The sequence below is a fragment of the Cohnella phaseoli genome (genome assembly GCF_003386235.1).
GTDB classification, from domain to species: Bacteria; Bacillota; Bacilli; order Paenibacillales; family Paenibacillaceae; genus Cohnella; species Cohnella phaseoli.
Genome location: NZ_QRDZ01000060.1, coordinates 1 through 23,595 on the forward strand (window position 1 = coordinate 1; position 23,595 = coordinate 23,595).

Annotated in this window: 21 protein-coding genes and 1 pseudogene; 4 read left to right on the forward strand and 18 right to left on the reverse strand. The window is 58.0% G+C overall.

The annotated features are described in order from the left end of the window. A pseudogene (locus DFP98_RS37920) lies at positions 1-448 on the forward strand (transposase); the annotation flags it as partial. Between the two features lie 596 nt (positions 449-1,044). Here DFP98_RS37920 and DFP98_RS37925 read toward each other — a convergent pair. After that, positions 1,045-2,007: an alpha/beta fold hydrolase gene (locus tag DFP98_RS37925; protein WP_116065845.1), complete on the reverse strand. Its 963-nt coding sequence runs from the start codon at positions 2,005-2,007 to the stop codon at positions 1,045-1,047. A 150-nt stretch (positions 2,008-2,157) separates the two neighbouring features. Further along, positions 2,158-3,360, reverse strand: a complete 1,203-nt coding sequence (locus tag DFP98_RS37930) for an ROK family transcriptional regulator (RefSeq protein WP_342772539.1) — start codon at positions 3,358-3,360, stop codon at positions 2,158-2,160. 286 nt (positions 3,361-3,646) lie between these two features. On the opposite strand from DFP98_RS37930, the gene DFP98_RS37935 reads away from it, so the two are divergent. From DFP98_RS37935 to DFP98_RS37945, 3 genes are read left to right on the forward strand one after another with little or no spacing between them, the layout of a single operon-like run. After that, a complete protein-coding gene (locus DFP98_RS37935) occupies positions 3,647-4,255 on the forward strand; it encodes a chromate transporter (protein WP_116065847.1) in 609 nt (202 codons plus the stop codon). Positions 4,256-4,279: 24 nt separating this feature from the next. Beyond that, positions 4,280-4,819, forward strand: coding sequence for a chromate transporter (locus DFP98_RS37940; RefSeq protein WP_116065848.1), 540 nt, complete (start codon positions 4,280-4,282; stop codon positions 4,817-4,819). A gap of 42 nt (positions 4,820-4,861) precedes the next feature. Beyond that, the gene (locus DFP98_RS37945; RefSeq protein WP_425455581.1) at positions 4,862-5,854 is read left to right on the forward strand and encodes a formylglycine-generating enzyme family protein; all 993 of its coding nucleotides are present in this window, start codon (positions 4,862-4,864) and stop codon (positions 5,852-5,854) included. 238 nt (positions 5,855-6,092) lie between these two features. Here DFP98_RS37945 and DFP98_RS37950 read toward each other — a convergent pair whose 3' ends face one another. The 16 genes from DFP98_RS37950 to DFP98_RS38025 all read right to left on the reverse strand — a co-directional run bounded on the left by DFP98_RS37950 (position 6,093) and on the right by DFP98_RS38025 (position 23,556). Then, positions 6,093-6,962 (reverse strand): sugar phosphate isomerase/epimerase family protein, encoded by an 870-nt coding sequence (locus tag DFP98_RS37950; protein WP_116065850.1) that lies wholly within the window; start codon positions 6,960-6,962, stop codon positions 6,093-6,095. Next, positions 6,959-7,954, reverse strand: a complete 996-nt coding sequence (locus DFP98_RS37955) for a Gfo/Idh/MocA family protein (RefSeq protein WP_116065851.1) — start codon at positions 7,952-7,954, stop codon at positions 6,959-6,961. Before DFP98_RS37955 ends, DFP98_RS37950 begins: the two co-directional genes overlap by 4 nt. A 158-nt stretch (positions 7,955-8,112) precedes the next feature. Continuing rightward, on the reverse strand, positions 8,113-9,843 hold the full coding sequence (locus DFP98_RS37960; RefSeq protein ID WP_116065852.1) for an ABC transporter ATP-binding protein: 1,731 nt from the start codon (positions 9,841-9,843) through the stop codon (positions 8,113-8,115). Then, entirely contained in the window at positions 9,794-11,650 is a 1,857-nt protein-coding gene (locus tag DFP98_RS37965) for an ABC transporter ATP-binding protein (protein ID WP_116065853.1), read from the reverse strand. Before DFP98_RS37965 ends, DFP98_RS37960 begins: the two co-directional genes overlap by 50 nt. 22 nt (positions 11,651-11,672) lie before the next feature. Continuing rightward, on the reverse strand, positions 11,673-13,259 hold the full coding sequence (locus tag DFP98_RS37970; RefSeq protein ID WP_116065854.1) for an ABC transporter substrate-binding protein: 1,587 nt from the start codon (positions 13,257-13,259) through the stop codon (positions 11,673-11,675). 29 nt (positions 13,260-13,288) lie between these two features. Further along, complete coding sequence (locus DFP98_RS37975) at positions 13,289-14,011, reverse strand: ATP-binding cassette domain-containing protein (RefSeq protein ID WP_116065855.1); 723 nt, start codon at positions 14,009-14,011, stop codon at positions 13,289-13,291. After that, positions 13,996-14,784: an ATP-binding cassette domain-containing protein gene (locus DFP98_RS37980; protein WP_220377228.1), complete on the reverse strand. Its 789-nt coding sequence runs from the start codon at positions 14,782-14,784 to the stop codon at positions 13,996-13,998. Before DFP98_RS37980 ends, DFP98_RS37975 begins: the two co-directional genes overlap by 16 nt. A 15-nt stretch (positions 14,785-14,799) precedes the next feature. Then, complete coding sequence (locus DFP98_RS37985) at positions 14,800-15,576, reverse strand: ABC transporter permease (protein ID WP_181918192.1); 777 nt, start codon at positions 15,574-15,576, stop codon at positions 14,800-14,802. Further along, complete coding sequence (locus DFP98_RS37990) at positions 15,573-16,514, reverse strand: ABC transporter permease (RefSeq protein WP_116065858.1); 942 nt, start codon at positions 16,512-16,514, stop codon at positions 15,573-15,575. The genes DFP98_RS37985 and DFP98_RS37990 overlap by 4 nt, the downstream gene beginning before the upstream one ends. Before the next feature lie 122 nt (positions 16,515-16,636). Continuing rightward, entirely contained in the window at positions 16,637-17,713 is a 1,077-nt protein-coding gene (locus DFP98_RS37995) for a helix-turn-helix transcriptional regulator (protein WP_116065859.1), read from the reverse strand. Positions 17,714-17,878: 165 nt separating this feature from the next. Continuing rightward, positions 17,879-18,646, reverse strand: coding sequence for a DeoR/GlpR family DNA-binding transcription regulator (locus tag DFP98_RS38000; protein WP_116065860.1), 768 nt, complete (start codon positions 18,644-18,646; stop codon positions 17,879-17,881). Between the two features lie 53 nt (positions 18,647-18,699). After that, complete coding sequence (locus tag DFP98_RS38005; protein WP_116065861.1) at positions 18,700-19,749, reverse strand: aldose 1-epimerase family protein; 1,050 nt, start codon at positions 19,747-19,749, stop codon at positions 18,700-18,702. 16 nt (positions 19,750-19,765) lie between these two features. Next, on the reverse strand, positions 19,766-20,317 hold the full coding sequence (locus DFP98_RS38010; protein WP_116065862.1) for a D-lyxose/D-mannose family sugar isomerase: 552 nt from the start codon (positions 20,315-20,317) through the stop codon (positions 19,766-19,768). Between the two features lie 16 nt (positions 20,318-20,333). Beyond that, positions 20,334-21,551: a carbohydrate kinase family protein gene (locus DFP98_RS38015; protein ID WP_246017190.1), complete on the reverse strand. Its 1,218-nt coding sequence runs from the start codon at positions 21,549-21,551 to the stop codon at positions 20,334-20,336. Continuing rightward, on the reverse strand, positions 21,548-22,714 hold the full coding sequence (locus DFP98_RS38020) for a Gfo/Idh/MocA family protein (protein WP_116065863.1): 1,167 nt from the start codon (positions 22,712-22,714) through the stop codon (positions 21,548-21,550). The genes DFP98_RS38015 and DFP98_RS38020 overlap by 4 nt, the downstream gene beginning before the upstream one ends. Then, positions 22,714-23,556: a class I fructose-bisphosphate aldolase gene (locus DFP98_RS38025; protein WP_116065864.1), complete on the reverse strand. Its 843-nt coding sequence runs from the start codon at positions 23,554-23,556 to the stop codon at positions 22,714-22,716. The genes DFP98_RS38020 and DFP98_RS38025 overlap by 1 nt, the downstream gene beginning before the upstream one ends. Between the last annotated feature and the right edge of the window lie 39 nt (positions 23,557-23,595).

Genomic DNA, 23,595 nt, shown 5'->3' on the forward strand with positions numbered 1-23,595 from the left:
CAGCGCTGCATCACGCATAAGATGCGCAACACGCTGCCGAAAATCCGCGACAAGGACAAAGCGGATTTTGTGACAGATATGAAGGCGATTTACAATGCTATGGATCGGGAGGTCGCGTTGGCCAACTTCTTGGGGTAAGATGTATCCGAAGGAGCTGGCGTCGTGGGAGAACGAGCTATCTGTCCTGCTGTGCTTCTACGACTTCCCCAAGATGATTCACTATGCCATTTACACGTCGAACCTGATCGAGCGAACAAACAAGGAAATCCGCAAGCGGCTGCGGCCGATGAATAGTTTGACGAATATGGACGCGGCGGAGAAGATTGTCTATCTGCAAGCCATAGAATACAACGAACGCTGGAGTAGTCGCGTGTGTACTGGATTCGGAGACGCCCTCACGCAACAAGCACTCAAGCAAATGTTTGAGAAGAAGTATCCACAGGCGTAAGCGGCCGCATCGGGCGTCCGTGAGGGACACGAGGCAAGCCTACAAAAACAGCACTTTGACAATTGGAAATGAAAGGGGATTTTTTCAGGGGGGATCCCCCCTGAACCTTGAAAGCAAATCATATCCATTGTCCCAATGGATACCCTACAACCCCCTAAATAATAATTACACAAACTTCTTGACGCTACCCTGGGTCGAGATGCTTTGTGTGGTTTTCCCTACAAACGTCCGCCGTTTAAGCCTGGTTCGAGCTGATTTGTGTGGTTTTTCCTACAAATGTTCGTCGTTTGAGCCTCGGTCGAGTTGTTTTGTACGAAATTCCGACTAACTTCCCTGCGTAAGCTCATGTGTGCAAAGAGATCCGCCGTTAAAGTTCAATTCCCAATTAATCGGAAACGTTGTGGATCAATCATGGCACGGAGACTGCCTCATACGCTCCTGAAACCATGTAACGGGTTTACCCCTTCAGATTTCGGGAGCGTATAGCGTCAGAGGAAGGTACATCCCCCTTCCTTTAGATCATCCAAGCAACCTGAGCGGCTTATAGGACTGGGACAGCCCCTTATTTTCGTTGCCGACGTCGCTCAGACTTATCCTTAACGCTCAGCCAAGAAAAATTGAATCGTCTTGTCCCCCGAGCCTGGAAGATGCTCATGACCGAAATCCGGGTAGATAACGAGCTGCTTCGGAGCGGTCATCTTGTTATACGCCGCGAATTGCGTGGAAGGCGGGCAGATGGTGTCCATCAGGCCGACGAACATAAGCACTTCGCCGCGAATCCGATCTGCTAAATATTGCAGATCGATGTAGCCGAGCCGCGTGAAAATCTCGTCCTCGCGTTCGTGCAGCGGATCGAAGTGACGGAAGAAAGTCCGCAGCTCCTGGTAAGCGTCTTTCGCCAAATCCATCTCCCAGGTCCGTTTATAATCGCACAGAAACGGGAATACCGGAGCCAGCTTCTTCACTCTCGGTTCAAGCGCCGCACAAGCGATTGTCAGCGCGCCGCCTTGAGAGCCGCCGGCCGCATACACGCGCTCGGGATCGACTTCAGGCAAACCGATCGCAATCCCCGCAAGCTGGGCCGTGTCGAGGAAAATGTGCCGGAACAGCAAGTTGTCCTCGTGATCGTCCAGTCCGCGAATAATATGCCCGTGGTGCGTGTTTCCCTTAACTCCGCCGGTATCCTCGGAGGAACCGCCCTGTCCGCGGCAGTCCATCGCCAGCACGGAGAAGCCCAGCGACGCGTAAGCCAGCTTATCGTTCCAGTCGCCCGCATTGCCCGTATATCCGTGGAACTGCACGACAGCGGGATGAGGCTCGGCGGCATTGCGCGGACGCACATATTTGGCGTGGATGCGCGCGCCGCGAACGCCTGTAAAATACAGATCGAAGCATTCGGCGAGCGGCGTCTGGAAGGAGCTCGGCACAAGCTCGACTTGAGGGTCTACGGCTCGCATCTCCGCAAGCGCTCTCTCCCAGTACGCGTCAAAATCGGCCGGACGCGGATTGATTCCTTGATACTCCTTCAGTTGTTCAAGCGGCATGTCGACTAACGGCATGAATGTAACATCCCTTTCAGAGGAAAATGAAGATGATAAAGCGCTTCCGTTCCTCCACATGTTACCACAACGATATCTTAGTTCAACATAAAAATTGCGACATCGATCCTACGTGTAAAACCGTCGGTTTCGAGCAAGCCCGAAGCCCCGTCAAACCGGCATCTTCTTCCACATCATCAGCGCCGCGCCGGTCGCAACAGCGTCCTCGCGCAGCTCCCCTTTGGTGAAAACGGGCTCATACTCCGGGTAATAATAGACATTCTTGCGCGCGACGCCGATCGCCGTATCGTAGAACCGGTCGTACGAATTGATCAGCGCTCCTCCGAGCACGACCGTCTCCGGATGAAACATGTTGATCATATTGGCCAGCCCGATACCGAGGTAGGAGGCCGCCTGCCTGAACATCTCCTCCACGTGCGAATTGTTCTGCCTCAACTCCTGCAAAAGCAGCTCGTAACGGATGCGATCCGGAGGCACCTGCAGCCGCCCCGCCCAGTCTCCTCCGTTTATTTTCACCCGGGATTGCGCCATTCTTTCTAGCGCCTGAACGGAGGCGAACGCTTCAAGCGCACCGAAGTTGCCGTCCTCGTTCAGCCGCGGGCCGTCCGTCTGGATGATCATCTGGCCGATCGCGCCCTCCATATCGAGCGAGCCGTGAATAATCTGCCCATAGGACATCATCGCCGAGCGCAAACCGACCCCGGCGTGCACATACAGCATATGAAGAGGTTTAGCGCTTCTCATCGCCCATTGCTCTCCCATTAACGCCGCGTTGGCGCCGTTTTCCAGCTCGGCGGGGAAGCCGGTTTTCTCTTCAATCATCCGGCAGATCGGCACATTGACCCAGCCCGGCGACGAGAAATAACGCGGCTTCACAATGATCCCCCGCTCCCTGTCAAGCGGTCCGACGGCTCCTATGCCCACTCCGACGACTTGGCTAGGATCGATCCTGTGATCGTTCAGAATCGCTTTCATCATAGCCGACGCGTGGTCGACGACGCGTTCGGGCGTCATCGCCTCGTCCATGCGCCAACGGGTGAGCGACATCGGATTCATCCGCACGTCGAAGAAGCCAAGCGTAGAGGAGAACCGCGAAATCTCCAATCCGAAGAAGTAGCCGTAATGAGGATTCGTCTCATATAGAATCGGTCGCCTTCCGCCGCTGGACGGTCCGAATCCCGATGCCTCGATCAGCTTCTCTGACACCATCTCTTCCAGCAGACGGGTGAGGGTGCTGCTCGTCATCGAATAACGTTCCAGCAGCTCCGCCTTGGAGACGGTGCCGCGTTCTGCAATATGCGAGTAGATCAGCCGTTTCGGAGACGGCATATCGCTGCTTCGTTGTAGACTCACGTTTATTCCCCACTTATCCAAGTAAACGCATTGGAAATATATTAAACCCATTATAGCCGATTTGACTTTTCCAGACTACAAATAACTATCGTCGCCTCAACATAATAACAAAATGAAATTAAGTCAAACCAATAGAACCCATCAATAGATATAATAAATAAAAACAGGCTAACTTAATCCCAAAATGAAATAAAGATGGTATACTATACATTGAAGCACCTGGAACGAAGGCGCCCTCCCGACAGAGTTCAACTTATATCAACCTACAGAAAGGGGAGGAATACCTATGAACGCTAAATGGAAAATGATAGGCTCGTTATTTACGACTTTTCTGAAAATGGGCCCTTTCACATTCGGAGGCGGCTACGCGCTTATTCCGGTAATCGAAAGAGAAATCGTGGAGAAGCGCAAATGGCTGCAAAGCGAAGACGTGGCCGATATCGTCGCGGTGTCCGGCTCCGTCCCCGGAGCGGTTGCCGTCAACTCGGCCACTCTGATCGGCTATCGGATCGCCGGCATCGGCGGAGCGCTGTCGGCGCTGCTCGGCATTTTCCTTCCTACATTCGCCTTGATGATCGGTCTGTCTCTGGTGTATGTTCAGATGAAGGACAATCCTAAGATCGAAGCCGCCTTCCTCTCTATTCGCGCTACCGTCGTCGCTATGATCGTCTATGCCGCCTTCAAAATCGGGAAAACCGCCGTCGTGGACTTCGCCTCGGGAGCCCTTGCGGCCATCGCCGTCTGCCTACTGCTGTTCGGACGAAACTTCCTGCACCCCGCATGGGTCATCGTCTTCGGTGCGCTCGCAGGAATCGCCGTCGTCAAAGTCAGAGTAATGCTGGGCAAAAAGACGAAGCTCGAGGAAAAAGAACCCGTATACGACTACATGATCTAAACTCGACGATAATGGGGAATGGCTATGCTTATCGATTTGTTTTTGACGTTTTTTATGGTCGGCCTTGTCTCCTTCGGGGGCGGCTACGCTATGATTCCGCTTATCCAGGAAGAAGTGCTGACTCGCCACCAATGGATGGACGCGGCTCAGCTCTCGGATATGGTTGCCGTCGCCGGCATGTCGCCGGGACCGATCGCGACTAATATCGCCGTGGCCGTCGGCTATCATCAGGCCGGTACGATCGGCGCCATCGTCGCTTCGCTAGCGATGATCCTGCCGTCTCTGGTCTTGATTCTAGCCGCAGGCAAGCTCATTATGCGTTACCGCGACAATCAGCTCGTGAAGTCGTCCTTCTTCGGACTCCGCCCCACCGTGGCCGGAATGATCGTCTACGCCGCCATCCTGTTCGCACAAAACGCCGGCATAACGATGGAGTTCGATTGGAAGACCTGGAGCCAGCTTGCGATCTTCGCCGGTTCCTTGTTTGCTCTGATTTATCTGCATAAGCATCCTTTTTCCGTCGTGCTGCTCTCCGGGCTCGTCGGCATTGCGGTATACGGTTAAGCCGCCGTATTCCCGCCCGATTTCACGAAAGGGGCAACTCACTTGGAACAACAACCGAAGAAAGCTTGCTGCGCTGCAGGACGCAACGACGGCCCTGCCGGCTTGAACCGGGAGCCGACATCGCCACCCGCGCCAGTCGCACAACAGAACGATACAAAATCCTCCCGCGATCCAAAAGACGGATTAGTGCGGCTATCCGGAGGAGAATTCATCATGGGAACCGATTCCCGGGAAGGATTCCCGGCGGACGGGGAAGGCCCGGAGCGCGTCGTGCGCGTCGATCCGTTTTATATTGCGCCGTATGCCGTAACTAATGCACAGTTTCAGCAATTTGTGGAAGAGACGGGTTATGTTACGGAGGCCGAGCAATTCGGTTGGACGTACGTTTTTCACCTGTTCGTATCGGAGGAAACGAAGCGTCAGGTCGTCAGCGTGCCGCAAGCGACGCCTTGGTGGTATGCGGTTAACGGAGCCTACTGGGCGAAGCCGGAAGGGTTGGACTCGGACATCGGAGATCGAATGAACCATCCTGTCGTACATGTCTCCTGGAACGATGCGGAAGCCTATTGCAGATGGTCGGGCCAGCGTCTGCCAACTGAAGCGGAATGGGAATACGCCGCCAGAGGCGGCCTGGAGCGCAAAACGTATCCATGGGGAGATCTGCTCAAGCCCGACGGAGAACATCGCTGCAACATTTGGCAAGGAAAGTTCCCGGTTAAAAACAATGCAAGCGACGGTTACGAGGGAACGGCTCCCGTCGATGCGTACAAGCCTAACGGATACGGACTGTACAACATGGCGGGCAATGTGTGGGAATGGTGCGCGGACTGGTTCACCCCGGCCTACCATCGGGCGACTCCGAACGCGAATCCGCGCTTTGAGCAGCCTACCGGCATACGGTCTATGCGAGGCGGCTCGTATTTGTGCCACCGCTCCTACTGCAACCGGTACCGCGTCGCCGCCAGAAGCTCCAATACGCCGGACAGCTCGACCGGCAACGCGGGCTTTCGGGTCGCCTTCTCGGCGATTGATTAAAGGAAGGAACTGTCTCATAAGTAGAGTCGTACAAGATAATCGGTAAAGAAAAAGTGCATGTATCTTCTGGAGACTGCCTCATACGATCCCGAAATCACCTCTTAACGGACTTACCCAGTCAGATTTCGAGATCGTATAGCATCGTAAGGAGATATATGCACGACAACACTTTCTATCGATCATCCTTTTGTACGACTCTTTTTATGCTTGTGGGACAGCCCCTTAGCCGTAAGGCCTACTATCTGAAATATTGCGCCAGATGAGCCGCCGCCTTCTCGATGCCCCTCCGCTCGGCTTCGACTGTTCCCCAATAGCGATGGTCCTCCAGTTCAATGCAGATCGCGCCCTCGTAGCCCAGCCGATCGAGACGGACGGCAACCTTGCCCCAATCGACCTCCCCATGTCCGGGAATCGTATAGCGCCACGCCCCTTCCGAGAAGTCGTACTTCGCTCCGAAAGTCGCAGGGAGCGTTCCGCACTCGTACAGCTCGTCGTGCAACATTTCCGTATCCTTGCCGTGGCAGTGATTGATCCGTTCCCCGAACTCGGACAGCGCCCGCAAATAATCGATGCCGAGACGAACGAGATGGGACGGATCGTAGTTCAAGCCGAAATGCTTCGACGGAATCGCTTCGAACATCGCCCGCCACATTTCCGGAGTGCAGCCGAGCGTCGGATAATACGGAGCAGGTCCGGGCCAGCCCTCAATTGCGATGTAGACTCCCGTTTTCTCCGCGTGATCGACCACCTCCGGGAACGTCTCTCGCCAGATGGCGAACCCTTCGGCGCGAGGAAGCGTCACGTCCTCCGGTACGAGGCACATAAACATGATCTTGCCCCCGAGAGCCGCCATCCCATCCATCTGCTTCTTCACCGATGCAACGGCGTCCGCACGTCTGGCTTCGTCCCTGCTCAGCAATTGCGAGACGCCTTGCGCGTCCACCGAGCCGATCGCAATGCCGGCCTTGTCGCATGCGGCCTTGACTTCCGTCGTAAGCTCGGGCACGTCAAGCGCGTTGAGGCCGGCCTGCGCCGCCCAAGCGGCGACCGCTTCAATTCCTTCCTCCCCGATCCGAGGGGGGATTCTCATTCCGATCCGAAGACTCATGCCTGAACACCTCCCGCCGCGCGTGCATCCTCGATCGGAGAATAACCCGCCGCTTCATATACCATTTCCGAAAACTTCACGACCCGGTAGGCGAATTCGCCGCTTACCGACACGTCCTGCCGTCCGAGGATCGCGTCGACGAAGCTCTTGTCCTGGTTCGTCGTCTGCTGCGGAAGCTCGGGAACGATCGGCTCCTCACGCAGCCGGCGCAGCGTAATGCGGCCGTTATCGTAGAAGATGCCGCCCTCTTCGCCGCAGAAGGCGTAGGTTTCATGCCAGCAAGGCGCATAGCCGATCAGGTTTAGCCCGCCCACCGCGCCTTCCGCGAAGCGGATGGCGGTAAACGTGTCGATCTCGACCGGGGAGCCGTGCTTGTGCAGCTGCGTCTTGACCTCGACCGGCGTCAGCCCCGTCGTCCATAGCAGCACGTCGATAATGTGGCTGCCCGAATCCATCAGGAAGCCGCCGCCCGACAACGCCGGGTCCTGCCGCCAGGTGCCTGGCGTTCCTTGTCTCCACTCCTGGTACAGAGTCGCCGTGATCGAAGTCAGCTTGCCGATCTCGCCGCGCGCTATCGCCTCTTTAATGTATAGAAACTCCGGTTGAAAATGGCGCTGGTACGATACCTGCAAAATTTTCCCCGACTTCTTCACCGTCTCGATCAGCCGCTCCGCTTCCGCTGAACTGCAGGTCATCGGCTTCTCGATCAACGTGTGCAGCCCCTTGTTCAGCGTATCCGTCGCTTGCTCATAATGCAGCGTATGCGGGGAGCAGATGACGACGGCATCCAGCTCGACTTCCTCCAACATCGCACGGTAATCGTCGAACTGCGCCGCCTCGCGCAAATCGAATTTCTCGACAAACCTGTCTCTGCTCCGCTCGCTTGTGTCCGCGAGCGCTACAATCTCGACCTCCGGCAGCTCCAATAGCTGCCTTCCGTGCCATTCCGCAATTCCACCCGTGCCGATCATACCGATACGCAATCTGCTCATCGTTAGCCTCCACCTATCAGGATTCGGATTAGACAAGATCAGGGTAGCAGATCGCAACACCGATGTGTATCCACAAATGCGACATCGGTATACGATATTGTTCCGCCATCGTCATATCGCGCCGAGCTTTCTCGATGATTCGTTCCGGTTCAACCTGTCTATACGCCCCATTGTTCCGTTTCCTGCTGGAGGCGCCACAGTCTGGCATACAGCCCTCCCGCGCGAACCAATTGCTCATGCCCGCCCTGCTCCGCGACCTTGCCGCGCTCCAGCACGATGATCCGATCCGCCTCCACGACCGTTTTCAGACGATGCGCGATGACGATGACCGTCCTGCCTGCGACGAGGCGCGAGATCGCTCGCTGCATCTCCGCTTCGTTCTCGGGATCGAGCGAAGCGGTCGCTTCGTCCAGCAGCACGATCGGGGCTTGCTTAATCATTGCCCGGGCCACGGCAATCCGCTGCTTCTCCCCGCCGGACAGCGTGCTTCCTCCTTCGCCGACCATCGTATCGTAGCCCCCGGGCAACCGAGATATGAACTCGTGGCAGCACGCCTGACGCGCCGCCTCCTCCACTTCCTGCTGCGTGGCGCCCTGACGGCCGTAACGAATGTTGTTGCCGATCGTATCGTTGAACAGGTATACGTCCTGGAACACCATGGACAATTTCTGCATCAACGCCTCGGGGGCCATCTCCTTCGCCGGCCTGCCTCCGATCCTCACCTCTCCTGATCGCGGATCGTAGAACCGGGCGATCAGCTTCAGAACCGTGCTCTTCCCGCTTCCCGAAGGCCCGACGACCGCCGTCAGAGTCCCCGCCCGCACCGCGAACGAGACGCCCCTCAGCACCGGTTCGTCCCCGTAGCCGAACTCGACGTCCCGGAACTCCACGTCGTGCCCCGACGGAGAAGGCCGATCTCCCGGCATCGCCGGCTCGGCCAGCATATCCGCGATCCTCCCGCCGTACAGGGCGTAATACTTGAATTCCGGCCAGGCGAAGATCGCTCCGGCAATCGGCTCGTACACGCGGGCTCCGATCAGCAGAAAAGCTGCGAGCGCCGGAACGGACAGCTCGCCGCCGACCGCCAGATAGCTTCCCGCGATTAGAATAAAGGCCGCTCCCGATTTCACCAGGGCGATCGCGACGAGAAACACCGGACCGAATCGGCCCTCCAGGCTGATGCTTTCCTTCATCAGCCTACGGAAAGCCTGCTCCAATCCCGTGAAGTTGCCGCCCCTCATATTGTAGGCTTTAATTACCTTCATGCCCTGGATGTATTCCTGCAACCGACTCGACGCCCGGCTCCTGGCCTCCGCATGGCTGGTCCCGTACTTGCGCTCCAGGCCGGACACGGCCCACAGAATGAGCAGCGCCGGTGGAAACCCGGCAATCATCGCCAGCGCTATGCGCCAGTCCAGGAACAGAAAGCCGATAACGGCCAGCAGCGATGCGATCATCCCTCCGACGATCTGGGGAAGAAGCTGCGAGTTCGCCGTCTCGAGCTGCGCGAAGTCCCCCATCATCATATTGCCGAGCTCGCCCGCGTCCCGGCGCATCAGCGTGCCGAGAGGCAGCTTGCGCAGATGCTCGGCCAGCGTTCGCCTCCCTTCGGCGGCCAAGCCGTACGCTCCTCCGAAAGACAGCCGGTACGCGAGCGATTCGCTTGCGTACAGCAAAACAAGCGAGACGAGCATGCCCGCGCACAGAAGCCACAGTTCCCGAATCGCCAGAGTCGCGCCGGTATCGGCGAAAGCCTCGTAGATTCGCATCACTGCAAGCGAAGCGAGCGCATAGGGCAGCATGCCGCATAGGTTGGCAAGCACAGTGGCCGCGATCGGCCTAATCAACCATCCGGGATTGCCCGCCGTCATTCGGCGAATCAGCTCCATCGGAATGCCCCCTTTCTCCTAAGCGCCAATTGGACGCTTCAACGTAGGCATTCCACATTCCCGCGTACAAGCCTTGAAGCCGAAGCAGCTCATCGTGCCTGCCCTGCTCCGCGATCGTCCCCTGCCGGAGCGCGATAATGTTGTCCGCTCCCCGAATCGTCCGCAGCCGATGCGCAATCATAATGACCGTCTTGCCGCGCATCAGTTCCCTCAAAGCCCGCTGCATCCGATGCTCATTCTCCGGGTCCGCATAGGCGGTCGCCTCGTCGAGGACGAGAATCGGCGCGTTTTTAAGAAGCGCGCGTGCCACGGATACGCGCTGCTCCTCGCCTCCGGACAGGTAGACGCCGCCTTGTCCGATGCGCGTCTCGTAGCCTTGGGGCAGAGCTTCGATAAATTCGCTGCACTGGGCCGCTTGCGCCGCGCGGTACACTTCCTCCCGGCTCGCCCCCGGATTGCCCATCGCAATGTTGTTGTAGACCGTGTCGGAGAACAGAAAGCTATCCTGGAATACGAACGATAAGAGCTCCATCAGCTTTCCGACAGGAATGTCCCGGATGTCCGCCCCGCCGATCGTAATTGCGCCCTCCTGAGTATCCCAGAAACGGGCGATCAGCTCCGCGACGGTCGTTTTACCCGAGCCGGACGGTCCGACGATCGCCGTCACCTCGCCCTGCCGCGCGACGAAGCTGACGTCCGACAGCGCCCGTATGCGCTCCCCCGCCGTTCCTTCATAGCAGAAGCCGACCCGTTCGAACGCGATTGTATACTCGGTCGGAACCCGCGGGCGCGCCGGTTCGGTCAGCTCGGGCTCGTCCAGCAGTTCGTCGACGCGCCTGACGCTTTCCGCGATCATGCCGAGCGTCGATGCCAGACCGTTCAGCTTAAAGATCGGAACGGCGATGCCTGGAGACAGCGCCAAAAACAGCAGCAGCACCGCAGCGAAGGAGACGTTGCGCGGATCGCGGCTCAGCAGAAACACTCCAACCGGCATAATAAACGCGGCCAGCGACAGCAGCAGTACCCGGTAGGTAACGTAGCCATGCCGAAAATCGTCCGCATATCGGAGCAGAAAGTCTCGGTACTGTGTCATGTCCAGGTAAAACCTACGGAAGGAATGGACGGTCTGACCGAATATTTTAATCGACGGCATCCCCCGTACGTATTGAATCGACGAGGAGGAGATGCTCTCGATGGCGTCGTAATATTGTCTCAGCGCTTGTCTGGATCTTTCTCCCATCATCATCGAGAACTGCGCCCAAAAGCCGAGCGCGATCGGCAGGAGGCAGGCCAACGCAAGCCAGGGCTGCAAGTAAAACATGCCGCCGATCAGCGCGAATGCCATTGCCGCGGCATTAACGACGTCCGGGAGCTGATGCGCGACGAACTTCTCAATTTTCTCCACGTCGTGCTCAACGATCTTTTTGATCTTGCCGGTGCTGCTGCGATCGTAATACCCCAGAGACAGGTTACCGAGCCGCTCGGTCAGCTGGATTCGCAAGCCGTACAGCAGACGGAAGGCCGCAATATGCGAAGCCATCCCGCCCGCGTACATGAGCGCAAACCCCGCGACGAGGCTGACGACCGTAACGAAGGACCAACGCTTGATCAACGCAACGTCGATCCGGCCCGGAGCCGAAGCATGCTCGAGAAATTCCGCCAGAACCCGATAGATCGCCAGGAAAGGAACGAGCAGGACGAGCATACTGAAAGTGGACAGAACGGCGGACGCGACGAGCAGGGTTCTCTTCTGGCCAGCCAACTCCAGCAATCTCGCAATTCCCTTCTTTTTTCCGTTGCCAGCCATAGCTATCTTTCTCCTTTGCCGATCATTCGGCTTTCCGTACTCCCATCGGATTAAACGCGTTTTCCAGTCCGCCGAACGAGTAGTCCGCCACCTTGTCCTCGCGGTACAAAATCAATTCCTTGGCGCGCGTAACCGGAACGACGATCGCCTTGTCGTTCAGGAAATTAAGCAGCTCATTGTAACCGGACGTCACTGCCGAGTCGTCCCGCGTATGCTGCACCTGTAAAATACGGGCGTTGAATTCGTCCGCCTCCGGCAAGCGGGCCAGCGCCGCCGTGTGCGCGGTCTGATCGAGCATCGGTCCGATAAAATGATGCGGGTCCTCCGGCGCCCCCTTGGAGTCCCAAATCGTAATGTCGAACTTGCCTTCGACGCATTCCGTCCACCACGTCATCACGTCCGAACCCGCCACCTCGACCTGCAGGCCGACCTTCTTCAACTGGCCCTGCAGCGCGGTCGCCAGCTCCTTGTTGAACGTATCTCCCGTCTCATAAGTAAACCTCAGGCTTATCGGCTTGCCGTCAAGCTCCCGGTATCCGGTGCTCCCGTTCAACTTCCAGCCGGCTTGATCGAGCAGCTCGGCGGCTTTGGCGGCATCGAAGCCCCTCTTGTTCAATCCTTCGTTCGTAATGTTCGGAATGCGGGTCTCGAACATCTCTTCAGCCGGCTTCTCGTAGCCGTACGTCAAGCCTTCGCCGAGCTCCTTCTTGTCGATTGCATAGACGATCGCCTCGCGCACCCGAAGATCGGCCAGCTTCTCTCCCGACGCGTTCAGCGCCAATGCCCTCGTCCGACTGCCCTCGGACATTTCGCCTTTCACGCCGGCCATCGACGTCGCTTGCTTAAACTCGTTGTTCGTGATCATCGTGGAGCTGAAGATAACGTCGACCTCGCCCGTCTGGAGCGCCTTCAGCCGAGTAGCGGCGTCGGGAATATACTTGACGACAATTCGTTCATAGGCCGGCTCTCCGTCCCAGTAATCCTTGTTTTTCCGGAATACGGAGCTCTCGCCCTTCTTGAACGATTCGTGAACGTATGGGCCGGTTCCAATCGTTCCGTTCATCTTCATGTAGTCGTCTTTAATAATCGATTTCGGAGAGACGATAGCCAGATAAGGCGTGCACAGGTCGTGCAAAATCGGATAATACGGCTCTTTGTAGGAAACCTTGACTGTATATTCGTCCAGCGCCTCAAGCTTGTCGATCGTCGAGACGGCTTTCAGGAAGGAGGCGTTGCCCTCGTAACGGTAATACTCCATATTGGCAATGACGGCCGCGGCGTTAAGCGGCTCCCCGTCATGGAATTTGACGCCCTGCTTGATCTTCATCGTCAGCTCGGTGCCCGCTTCGTTGAACGACCACCCGGTGGCAAGCCCCGGCTTGAACTCCCCGTTCTCATAACGTATGAGCATGTCGTACACGAGCTGGATAACCGGCTTGTTGTGCATGTCGACCATCGTCGGGTAGAAATTGCTCAGTTCCCCGACGTAGCCGATGACGAGCGTATCCTTATCCTTGCTGTCGCTCCCCCCTGACGAACAGGCGGTTAGCGCCAGCAGCAGGCACAGCAGCGCAACGGCGGTTTGAATACGGAATAAGCGGGTTGGCATTTCGATCTCTCCTCCAGATAAATTGATTATTATAAAGCTTGTAGCGTCTCGGGTCTCTTGACCGCTCGGCCTGCAAGCCTCCCTTGCTCCATGAGCAGGCAGCTGTCCGCAAGCCGGTAAGCGCTATAGGCATCGTGAGTAATCAGCAAGTACGAGCAGCCGAAGCCGGTACGGTAATCGGCTAACGTCTCCAGCACCGCATCGCAGGACACGCGGTCCAGACCGCTCAGCACTTCGTCCAGCACCAAGTACCTCGGTCGGACCGACAATGCCCTCAGCAGCGACAATCTGCGCTGCTGTCCTCCGCTAAGCGAACGTACGGGCACCTTCAGCATTTGCCGCTCCAGGTTGAAGCGCTCCATCAAGCCTTCGATCTCCCGGCGGCGCTCTCGGCCCGTCATGTCCGTCAAATTAAGCAGCGCCTCCTCCATGTTGCGGTATGCCGAGAAGCGCGGATTGAGCGTTCCGGAGGCATCCTGGAACACGCCTTGCACGATTCGGCGATAAGGCCGCCAAGCTCCGGCGCTCAGCGAGGCGAGGTCGACTCCGTCCAGACGGATCGTTCCCGCGGAAGGACGCTCTAATCCGAGCAACAGGCGGGCCAGCGTACTCTTGCCGCTGCCGCTGCTGCCCATGACGGCGATGCTCTCCCCTTCCCGCCAGCGGAAAGACACTTGATCCAGCGCCAATACCGGGCGCTGGCGGCCGCTTCCGTACCTCGCGGACAGCTTCGAGACTACCATCTCTCCCATGACCAGTACCCTTCCTCCCGCTGCCCGGCGGTTTCCGCGAATCGCGCCGTCCAGTCGTGCTTCGGCGCGGCAAGCAGCTCCGCCAGATTTCCTTCTTCGACCAGCTCTCCGTCATGCAGAACGTGCACGCGATCGCAGACGCGCCCAAGCACCTCGGTGTCATGCGAGACGACGAGCAGCCCGGACGTCGGCTTGAGGTCCTGCAGCAGCGCGATGACGGCTGCCCGGTTATCCGGATCGAGCGCCGAAGTCGGTTCGTCCGCCAGAATGAAAGGCGGGTTCAAGCCGAGCAGAATCGCGATCGCGACGCGCTGCAGCATACCGCCGGACAGCGCTCCGGGGCGGCTGCCCATCACCCGCTCCGCATCGAGCAAATTCACTTGCCTCAGCTTCTCCCGAGCAAGCCCGGTCGCGGCCTCGCGGCTTAAGCCCAGCCGCTTGCAATAGACGGCTTGAATCTGCCTCCCCATCGCGATGCGGGAATCGAATGCCGTCATTGGCAGCTGCGGCACGAATCCCAGCGACGTCCCGGCCAGCTTCCTGCGTTCATGCGGGGGGAGCTTTTCCATCGCGCGGCCGTCCAGTTGAATTCCTCCGCCGTCGATCTCGCAGCCTCGGCCGAGAACGCCCATCGCCGCCTTCAGCAGCGTCGTCTTGCCCGAGCCGCTCTCCCCCGTCACTCCGATCGCTTCTCCGCGCCTCACAGTAAGCGTCGTCTCGCGCAGCAATTGCCGTCCCCCTGGGGCGGACACTGACAATCGATCGAATTTCAATATCGCCATCCACTCCTATTTCAGCTCTTCCCCCAGCACGTTGAAGGCGAATGCGCACGCCACGATCAACGCCAGCGGGTACAGCATAATGTCCGGCCGCAGCAGCGCGACCGTCCGTCCATCGGTCATAATGGCGCCCCAGTCGATGCCGCCTTCCCCGATGCCCAATCCGATAAAAGAGAATCCGCTGATCATCAGCACGATGTCCGCGCTGATCAGACTCAGCAGGACGACGGATTCCCGGATCAGATTCGGCGGCACGTGCCAGAACAGAATGCGCAGGCGAGAGGCTCCCGAGGCAGCGGCGCAGACGACGTACGCCTTGTCCCGCTCGATCTCCGCCCTCGCCTTGACGAGCTTGACCAAGCTAACCAGAGACGCGATCGTCAGGGCGACAACAACCGTCTTCGTTCCGCTTCCCCAAGCGCCCATCCACACGATGAGGTAGACAATCGGGGGAAAGGAAGCCAATACGTTCAGAAAGCTGTCCCCTAGCGCACGAAATCTGCCCCTCCAAAAGCCGACGGCGATGCCGAGCGGCAGGCCTACGGCCAACGTAGCCAACCAAGTCAGCAGCACGATGCCGAGCGTCGTCCTCCCTCCGTACAGAACTCGGGACAACAGACATCGCCCCATCGAGTCGGTTCCGAACGGATATTCCGCACTGGGCGGCAGCAAGCGCTTGCCCAGCTCGATCTGGTAAGGGTCGTGCGGAGCAAACAGATAAGCGAAAGCGCACAGAAGCAACACGGAGGCGGCGGTCCAAATCCGCCAATTGCCGTAACGGATCATTGGCCGTTCCCCCTTGCCGAATCGCGATTCAGCCATGTCCGCGCGGCGTCGGACATTCGACTGGTCAGCATGAATACCGCCGCAAGCAGCAAAATCGAGAAATGAATCATTGGCGCATCGCGGTTGACGACGCTGGTCACGATGACGTTGCCTATTCCCGGAACTGAAAAAATCTGCTCGATAATCGTCGCCCCCGCGACCGCGAAGCCGATGCTCTGCATAAAGTTCGGCAGCATCGCAAGCAGCGCATGAGGTAGCCCGCGTCGCAACATAATGTAGTTCTCGCCCAATCCCTGGCAACGAGCGTAGACGGCATAGTCCTCTTCCATCTCTTTAACGAGAATGCCGGTGAGCATCCTTCCGTAGAAAGCGGCCATCGGGACGGCCAGGCATAACGCGGGATGCCAGTCCCTCAGCAGTCCTTGCCCGCTTGCCACCGCTATCCACTGCAGCTTTACCGCTATCGTATCCAAGTAAGCCGTAGCCAGATAGAAGCTCGGAACGGACACTCCCGCAACCGTGACGAACCGGACGGCGGAACCGATACCCTTGCCTCTGTAACGGTAGCCGAGACAGCCCAACAGAATCGCTCCCAGCGCTTGCATCGCAGTGGACAACGCCACGATGCGGAGCGTAAACGGAACCGTGGCCGCGAACTCGCTCAGCACGGGCTTGTTGTTAACGAGCGATCGGCCGAAATCAAGACGGACCGCGTTGCGCAGCCATGCGGCATATTGTTTGATCAGAGGACCGTCTAGTCCCATTGCCTCCCTCAGCTCCGAGATTCTCTCGTCCGACGGCTGAAGCGAATTCCGGATGGCGAACGCTTCGGCGGGATCGATGGGCGACGCCCTCATGAGCAGAAAAGAGAGCAAAGTCACGACCGTAAAAGTAAGCACGACATCTGCGGCGCTCCTTACGAAGCGTTGGCCGGGCATTGAGGCAGGCCTCCTTTCGCACACAGCAAAAACATCCTCCGGCAAGCCGAAGGCGCCCCGGAATCGGGCACCCCCTCACTATACCGAAGGATGCTTTGAAAATGTTGTGCGACAAGCACCGATTATGTTGTACGCGTACCCGATTGTCCGGAGGCGTTCTTCAGCCTTATTTTGCGGTATTGCAGCGGAGTGACTCCGAATTCGCGCTTAAACGCGTTGCAGAAGTTGCTGGCGTTGGAATAACCGATGTCCAGTGCGATGTCCTGCACCGACTTGTTGAGATCCGACAGCAGCACGACCGCGTCCTGCATGCAGGTTGTGCGGTAATGGTCGTAGATCGTCTTGCCGTAGATCAGCTTGTAGCCCTTAGCCAACTTGTTGCGGCTGATCGCTAGCTCCTTCGACAGCTGGTTCAGCGTCGGCGGATGGCCGCGGTTCTCCATCAAGCGTTCGTGCCCCAAGCGGATTTGCCGAATCTCGTAATCGTCCAGCAGCATCGCCGTCTCGTCGTTTTCCAGCCCGGGCAGCTTTCCGGATACGAGCAGCGACAGCAGCTCCTTCACTTTGCCCTCGTAATAGAGAATCTTGGACTTCTCCGGAAGCTCGCAGTAGAAGATGCTGCGAAAAATGTTTGTCACGACCTCGCCCAACTGTCCCCCGGTCACGTACTGCCTGCGCGTGAGCCTCTCGAGCCTTCCCATCGTATCGTCCCACAGCTCAATGCCGCTCTTGCCGAGCAGATGAATCATATGTTCCGAATTCATATTCAACGACACGCACTGATAACGCTGTCCCCCGTGTTGGCACGTTCGGCCTTTCATCTCCGCGGATTTGGACACGAACAGATGATTCTGAGCGAACAGGAATCCCTCGTAGCCCTGCTCATGCCGCTCCATCTCTCCGTCGATACAATAGGTCACGCCCACGTAATGACTCTTCATGTCGTATTCGAAAATGACATCGTCGCAAAAGGCGACGTCGAACAGTACCAGCGTGGAATGTTCCATCACTTGATAGACTTCGACGCTGCCCGTTCCGTATTCTTCTCTAATCTCATATCGAGCGAAGCGTTCCTGCCCTTGGCCGCCCTCGCCGTGCTGCCCGCCGTCCCGACCGCGGCCCGGCGGGACCATCCGAGCCATCTGGCAGATCGTTTCCACGAATTTGTCGGAACTGTCTATGAAGTAATGCCGTCTCATGTTCCCGCACCCCTGAATCCGTTTGGTAGTGAGAATGATTATCAATTATATTATAAACAAAACGTCGGATATTGGGAATACAGGATGGCGAGAAGGCAGGAATTTCGGCGTTAAACAAAAAGACGCCTCCATCCGCCGCATAAGCGGCATTGGGACGTCTTCCAATTACTCGGCAGTTTCAAGCAACACGCCCGACTCGCGGCAGGCCAGCGCAATCTCCTCGTCGGGCTGACGATTAGTTACGATCCGCTGCACGCCGGATAGAGTCGCAAACGAGATTAGCATCTTCGTTCCGAATTTCGAATGATCGGCGACAATCGTCGTTTCGGTCGACTGCCGGATCGCAATCTGCTTGATTTCCGCTTCGTAGATGTTGGAATTGCTGAAGCCATGCTCTACAGTAATGCCAGTCGTACCGAGAAAAGCGCGATGAAACGCCATTCCCGACAAGCTTTGCACCGCAAGCGGCCCGGAGAGGGAATGCGTCGACTCGCTATACGTGCCTCCCGTCATCATGACGGGAATCTGTTTGCCGGATAGCTCAGTCACGACGTTAAGCGCATTGGTCACGACCGTAATGTTCATTCCGTGCGGCAGGTAGCGGGCGATCTGCGAGGTTGTCGTCCCGCCGTCGATAAAGATCGACTCCCCCGGCTTGATCAGCGCCGCAGCCCATCGACCTATTCTCGCCTTCTCGTCCGTCAGCAGGGCGACGCGTTCCTGCAGCGCCACGTCCCGACCGACGAAAATGACGCCGCCGAACGTGCGCTTGACCTCCCCCGTCTCCTCCAGCTTTTCCAGATCGCGGCGAACCGTCATTTCCGTTACGCCGTACGTATCCTTTAAGGTCGACACTCGAACCTCGCCTTCGCGGGAAATCTGTTCAAGCATCTGCTGCTGCCTAGCATTTAAGCTGTAATAGGTCCCTTTCATTGCCGTGCGGCCTCCCGATCGTCCATTCGCTATCCCTTTATTATCGCTTGCCGTCAATCGACGTTCAACTCCAATCGATAGTTGACCGACTGGCCGGGTTCGAGGACGAACAATCCTCCGCGCAGGCGCTCCGACTCGCGCCCTTCAACGCGACAGTTAGACGGCTCCAGACCGAGCACATGCTCTCCCGCCCCAGGCATTCGCCATTGGACAAGCAGCGGGAGCGTATCGGCCGACCAACTCAGGGAGACCTCCGTTGCCCTCGTTCCCCCGGCCGTCGGAAATTCCGGCTGAACGATGGTTGCCTTCGCCATGCCCTTCTCGTCAACCGCCTCGCGCCTAAGCGAGTGATAGAAGACGGTCTCTTCAGCATCAGGGTTCGGCGCTTCCCAGGAAACGCTGCTTTCCAGCGCGGCTCCTCCCCCGTCGGCACGGACTTCGCGGTCGGCTTCGGGAAGCCGGATTTCCGTCCACTCTCCCAGCAGAGGAAAGCCGAAATTAAAGTGATACAGCATCATATGCTCCGCAGGACGGAAGCCGAAGTTCTCCACCTTGTCCCGGATCGCGATGCGATTGTCCCCCAGCTTGCCGGACAGTTCCCGGGTCAATCTTAGCTTGCTGCCGAAGATCGCCGTCTCCTCCACGATGCCGGAGACGCTCCATTCCAGCTCATCGCCGACCCACTCTTCACGGATGCACACATTGCGCGCCGGTGTATGGTGCACTCTGCCGTGCAGGCCGTAGCTGCCGGTTTCGTCCTGTGACGGGGAGCCGGCATGCGCCAAGCCGCAAGTCATTAACAAACCGCCCGATGCCGTACGCAGCCAGCCTGTTCCTTCCGGCTCATAGAACGCCGGATGCGCATTGCCGTTCGAAGCCTGCCAGGAAATCGGCGTTCCCCAGAGTTGTGCCAGCGAGATGTCCATTCCCTTGGAAGGGATAATCTCGAACGACAGCCCGGCTCCGGTCCGCACCTCGATTACTTCCGTGCCGGCTTCCTTGCCTTCTGTCAGCGTCAATCTCCGGACGCCGCCGATCTGCGCGACGCTGCCGACGCGAGCCTCGATTTCCCTTCTCGTCCACTGCTTGCCGTACAAGCGCATAACCGCTCCCCCTTCGTCAGTCCTCTATGACGATAGGCATTCTTTCGATTCGCGGATCGGTGAAAATATCGAATTCGTCACGGCTCGTACTGGAAAATTCCGATACGATCGCCCCTTCCGAACCGCCCTGGAACCAATGCTTCGTATTCGGCGGAATCGTATACTGCTCTCCCGGCTTAAGCACGATTTCATGAAATACAGTGTAATAAGGTTCGCTTCCTGCGGGAACGACAGCCTGAGGAGCGGCCGTCGCTTCCCCCTCTACGTATAAGTACACATGCCCCCAACGGCAGCGAAAGGTTTCCATTTTGCCCGGTTCGCCGTTGATCGGAGGATGAATATGCTCGGGACAAGTCTGTCTTGGAAATAGAACCAGATCCTTGGCGCAATAGCGATCCGTATTCACGTAAGTGATCAATTCAAGGCCCTGGCTCTCCAGATCGCCAAGCCCAAAGCCGGCTACCTCGATATTCTCGCGCTCTGCATCGGTCAGCACAATGCCTGCGTCCGCCAGCAGCTCCGCAGCCCTTTTCTGGGCTCTCTTCACTTCGCTTCGCAGTATGGACATTTGTTCAGCCTCCTTCTTATTTACCGACATCCGGGGCCCAGATTCCGTCGGCTGGCTCACGCGACCAGCCCGGCAATGACAGCCCCGTTTCCCGTTGCGGCCAACCGCCGGCAATTCTGATCTGCAGGTCGTTCCATGCCGGGATACCGCTCACCGCATCGGTCCGTTCTACATTATAAGCCCCCGTACCCACAGCCGCCAATAACGTCTTCTCCGCCGTCAGCCCTTTGAGCAGACCGGCCAGAAAACCGGCGATCGTACAGTCTCCGGCTCCCGTCGTTCCCGCGACATCCACCCGGAAGCAAGGCACGCACAGCTCGCGATTGTTCCAGCTTCCGTCCGGCGCGCACGCTCCCATGCCTGCCAGACGCTCGGCGCTCCCTGTCGTGCGCAGGTATAAGCCGTGCTCGCCCAGCTTGATCGCGACGATCGCCGCGCCCATATCCAGCAGCTCTTCCGATAGCTCGGACAGCAGCGAAGCGTCCGCGTAGCCAAGCAGTTCGTCCGAGCCCTGGCGCTCCGACAGCTCGCGATACCGCTGCGGCTGCAACATGTACAAAATCTCTTCAAAGCTCGGCAGAAATACGTCGACGTGTGGCAGCGCGCTTCGCAAAATCGACTTCCAATCCGACCGACCCGCGGGCGACTCCGGATCAGGCCGCGCCAGATCGAGAGAAACCGTCAGCCCCCTGGACTTCACCAAGGAGAGCAGTCGTACCAGTTCAGCTCCGCCGTCCTCGTACATCCGCTTCATGAGCGGCGGGTAACCGAAATGGAATAGCCTGGCCCCTTCCAGCTTCTCTGCCGTCACATCGTCCGCCGAGAACGTATCGTTCGCGCCGGTGCAGTGGAGAAAAATCCGATCGATCCCTGGAGGGCTAATCACGACGGAATACGAGCTGGTCTCTTCGGAAGCGACAATCATTCCTTCCGCGAGCCGTTCGTCGTGACTGCGAACGATAGACCGAATCGCTTCGCCGATCAGATCGTCTCCGACTTTCCCCATTAAGGTGACCGGCACACCGAGACGGTGCAGGGCAATACCCGTATTCGGCACGGCTCCGCCCGTAGATAGGGCAGCCGCGCCGACGTCGATCAGCTTGCCGGGAACGAGCAGTTCCCCAATGCTCTGGCCGGGCGTCGAAGCGCCGCGCATCGTCGGAATAATATCCAGACAAATATGGCCGGCTACGACAACCTCGCTTACCTCCGCGGAGTGCAGGCGTTCGCTCACGCCCCGTTCCCCCAATCGACGACCGCCGTACCGCCCGTCTTGTGCGAATCAAGAGCAGCGGTGAACAAGCGGTGGCTGCCTGCCGCCTCTTCCGGAAGAGCGCACGTGAACGGCTGCTGCATACCTTCCTTGCCGTGAACAATCTCGTCGCAGAACGCCGCCCACATTTGCAGAATCGAATCGGAGAAGCCGAATTCGAAGATTCCGCCGGTAATCGTGCCGTAGGCCGACTTGTAAGGCGCGTCCACGACGTGCCAAGCCTGCTGTCCGCCCGGCGTGTAAGGAAGGGACGCCACTTGCTTCGGATTTTTGGTCGTAAATTCGGCGGACATTTCCGTGCCCTGGATGCGAATAAACCACGTATTCGCATGTCCCGGCGCAATCCGTTTTGTCGACAGCACCATCGGAAACTGTTGATCGGCCGTCTTCACGTCGCAAGCAAGAATCGCATTGTCCCACGTTTCGCAAGGAGCCATGCCGCCCTTGCCGTCCGGGCGCTCTTCAACGATTTTGGAGAGCAGCGCGCGCACGCTGTTCGGCTTCCAGCCGAAGCGCATCGGTAGATGAAGCACGTGCAGGCCAAGGTCGCCCATGCAGCCGTATTCTCCGTTCGTAGCGATCCGGCGCTTCCAGTTGATCGCCTTCGTCGGATCCAGGTCGCTGGAATGCCAGAACCCGGCTTCGACCTCGATGATCCGTCCGAACTTGCCTTCCTTGACCCACTGAACGATCTGCTGCGCCCCCGGGAAAAACGGAAATTCCGACGAGCTGCGCACAACGACCTGAGGGTTTTCCTGAATGGCCGTCATAATCGCTTCATTCGCCTGTTGGTCGATGCCGAACGGCTTCTCTCCAAGCAAATGCTTGCCCGCCCGGATAATATCGATATAGATCTGTTCATGGAGATTATGCGGTACCGCGCAGTAGATGGCCTCGACGCCAGGATCTGCGAGCAACTCCTTGTAGTCTGTATACGCGCGCTCCACGCTTGGCACATTTTCCTCGAACCATTGCGTCGCCGCCGGATTGGCGTCGCACACCGCAACGATGCGCGGCTCGAAATCGACGCCGGTCAGATGGCACCAGCGCGCGGCCGCGCTGGCGAACTCCTTGCCCATCAGTCCGCAGCCGATCACTCCGAAGGATACGATTGTTTTCGCCATTATTGCTGCGCTCCCTTCAGAATCGCTAGTGCCTGTTCGGCCCCCGCGCCCTCGTGAACGATGCTCATCAGCGCCGAAGTCATCGCGCCCGGCGTCGGATGCTGCACGACGTTCCGTCCGTATACGATGCCAGCCGCTCCCTGGTTCATGAGCTCGACCGTCCGGTTCACGATCTCCTCGTCGCTTGCGCGTCCTCCGCCGCGAACGAGCACCGGAATGCCGGACGCCACTTCAATGACGCGGTGATACTCGGTCACGTCGTCGCTAGGATCGGCCTTGATAATGTCCGCTCCCAGTTCGACCGCTTGCCGAACGAGAGGCATAATTTTACGAATGTCGCCGTCGACCATATAGCCGCCCTTCTCTTCGTTCGGCAGCATGACCAGCGGCTCGACCATTAGAGGCATGCCGTATTTATCGCTTTCCGTCTTAAGCAGAGAAACGTTGCGCACGCATTGGTGATGCAGCTCCGGCTGGTTCGGCAGCAGCAGCAGGTTGACGCATACCGCGACCGCATCCAATTGCACCGCCTGCTCGATCGCGCGGTCGACCAACTCGCTGAACAGATGGCGCGGCAGCACGCTGCCGTAGATGTTGGCGGCGTCCGTACGCAGTACAAGGCCAGGCTTCTTCTTGCCCGGGATCTGCTGCAACAGTCTCGCCTGTCCGGTGCTGAGCTGAATGCAGTCCGGTCCGGCCTGAACGACCGTCTCGATGGCGCTCTTCATATTTTCAATGCCGGCAAGGAAGGAATATTCATTAAAAAAGCCGTGGTCAATCGCAACGTCGAAGCACTTGCCTTGCTCGCTGAACATCCGGTTAAGTCTTGGTTTGTATGCCATTTTGTTAGCTCCCTTGTTCGTTATATGTTTGTTTATAAC

Excerpts from the sequence above, each read along its gene's own strand:
- DFP98_RS37990 (WP_116065858.1), bottom strand. The coding sequence starts at position 16,514 with ATGCCCGGCCAACGCTTCGTAAGGAGCGCCGCAGATGTCGTGCTTACT.
- DFP98_RS37975 (WP_116065855.1), bottom strand. The coding sequence starts at position 14,011 with ATGGGAGAGATGGTAGTCTCGAAGCTGTCCGCGAGGTACGGAAGCGGC.
- DFP98_RS37940 (WP_116065848.1), top strand. The coding sequence starts at position 4,280 with ATGCTTATCGATTTGTTTTTGACGTTTTTTATGGTCGGCCTTGTCTCC.
- DFP98_RS37925 (WP_116065845.1), bottom strand. The coding sequence starts at position 2,007 with ATGCCGTTAGTCGACATGCCGCTTGAACAACTGAAGGAGTATCAAGGA.
- DFP98_RS38000 (WP_116065860.1), bottom strand. The coding sequence starts at position 18,646 with ATGAAAGGGACCTATTACAGCTTAAATGCTAGGCAGCAGCAGATGCTT.
- DFP98_RS38020 (WP_116065863.1), bottom strand. The coding sequence starts at position 22,714 with ATGGCGAAAACAATCGTATCCTTCGGAGTGATCGGCTGCGGACTGATG.
- DFP98_RS37970 (WP_116065854.1), bottom strand. The coding sequence starts at position 13,259 with ATGCCAACCCGCTTATTCCGTATTCAAACCGCCGTTGCGCTGCTGTGC.
- DFP98_RS37985 (WP_181918192.1), bottom strand. The coding sequence starts at position 15,576 with ATGATCCGTTACGGCAATTGGCGGATTTGGACCGCCGCCTCCGTGTTG.
- DFP98_RS37935 (WP_116065847.1), top strand. The coding sequence starts at position 3,647 with ATGAACGCTAAATGGAAAATGATAGGCTCGTTATTTACGACTTTTCTG.
- DFP98_RS37955 (WP_116065851.1), bottom strand. The coding sequence starts at position 7,954 with ATGAGCAGATTGCGTATCGGTATGATCGGCACGGGTGGAATTGCGGAA.
- DFP98_RS37950 (WP_116065850.1), bottom strand. The coding sequence starts at position 6,962 with ATGAGTCTTCGGATCGGAATGAGAATCCCCCCTCGGATCGGGGAGGAA.
- DFP98_RS37965 (WP_116065853.1), bottom strand. The coding sequence starts at position 11,650 with ATGGCTGGCAACGGAAAAAAGAAGGGAATTGCGAGATTGCTGGAGTTG.
- DFP98_RS38010 (WP_116065862.1), bottom strand. The coding sequence starts at position 20,317 with ATGTCCATACTGCGAAGCGAAGTGAAGAGAGCCCAGAAAAGGGCTGCG.
- DFP98_RS37995 (WP_116065859.1), bottom strand. The coding sequence starts at position 17,713 with ATGAGACGGCATTACTTCATAGACAGTTCCGACAAATTCGTGGAAACG.
- DFP98_RS38025 (WP_116065864.1), bottom strand. The coding sequence starts at position 23,556 with ATGGCATACAAACCAAGACTTAACCGGATGTTCAGCGAGCAAGGCAAG.
- DFP98_RS38005 (WP_116065861.1), bottom strand. The coding sequence starts at position 19,749 with ATGCGCTTGTACGGCAAGCAGTGGACGAGAAGGGAAATCGAGGCTCGC.
- DFP98_RS37960 (WP_116065852.1), bottom strand. The coding sequence starts at position 9,843 with ATGGAGCTGATTCGCCGAATGACGGCGGGCAATCCCGGATGGTTGATT.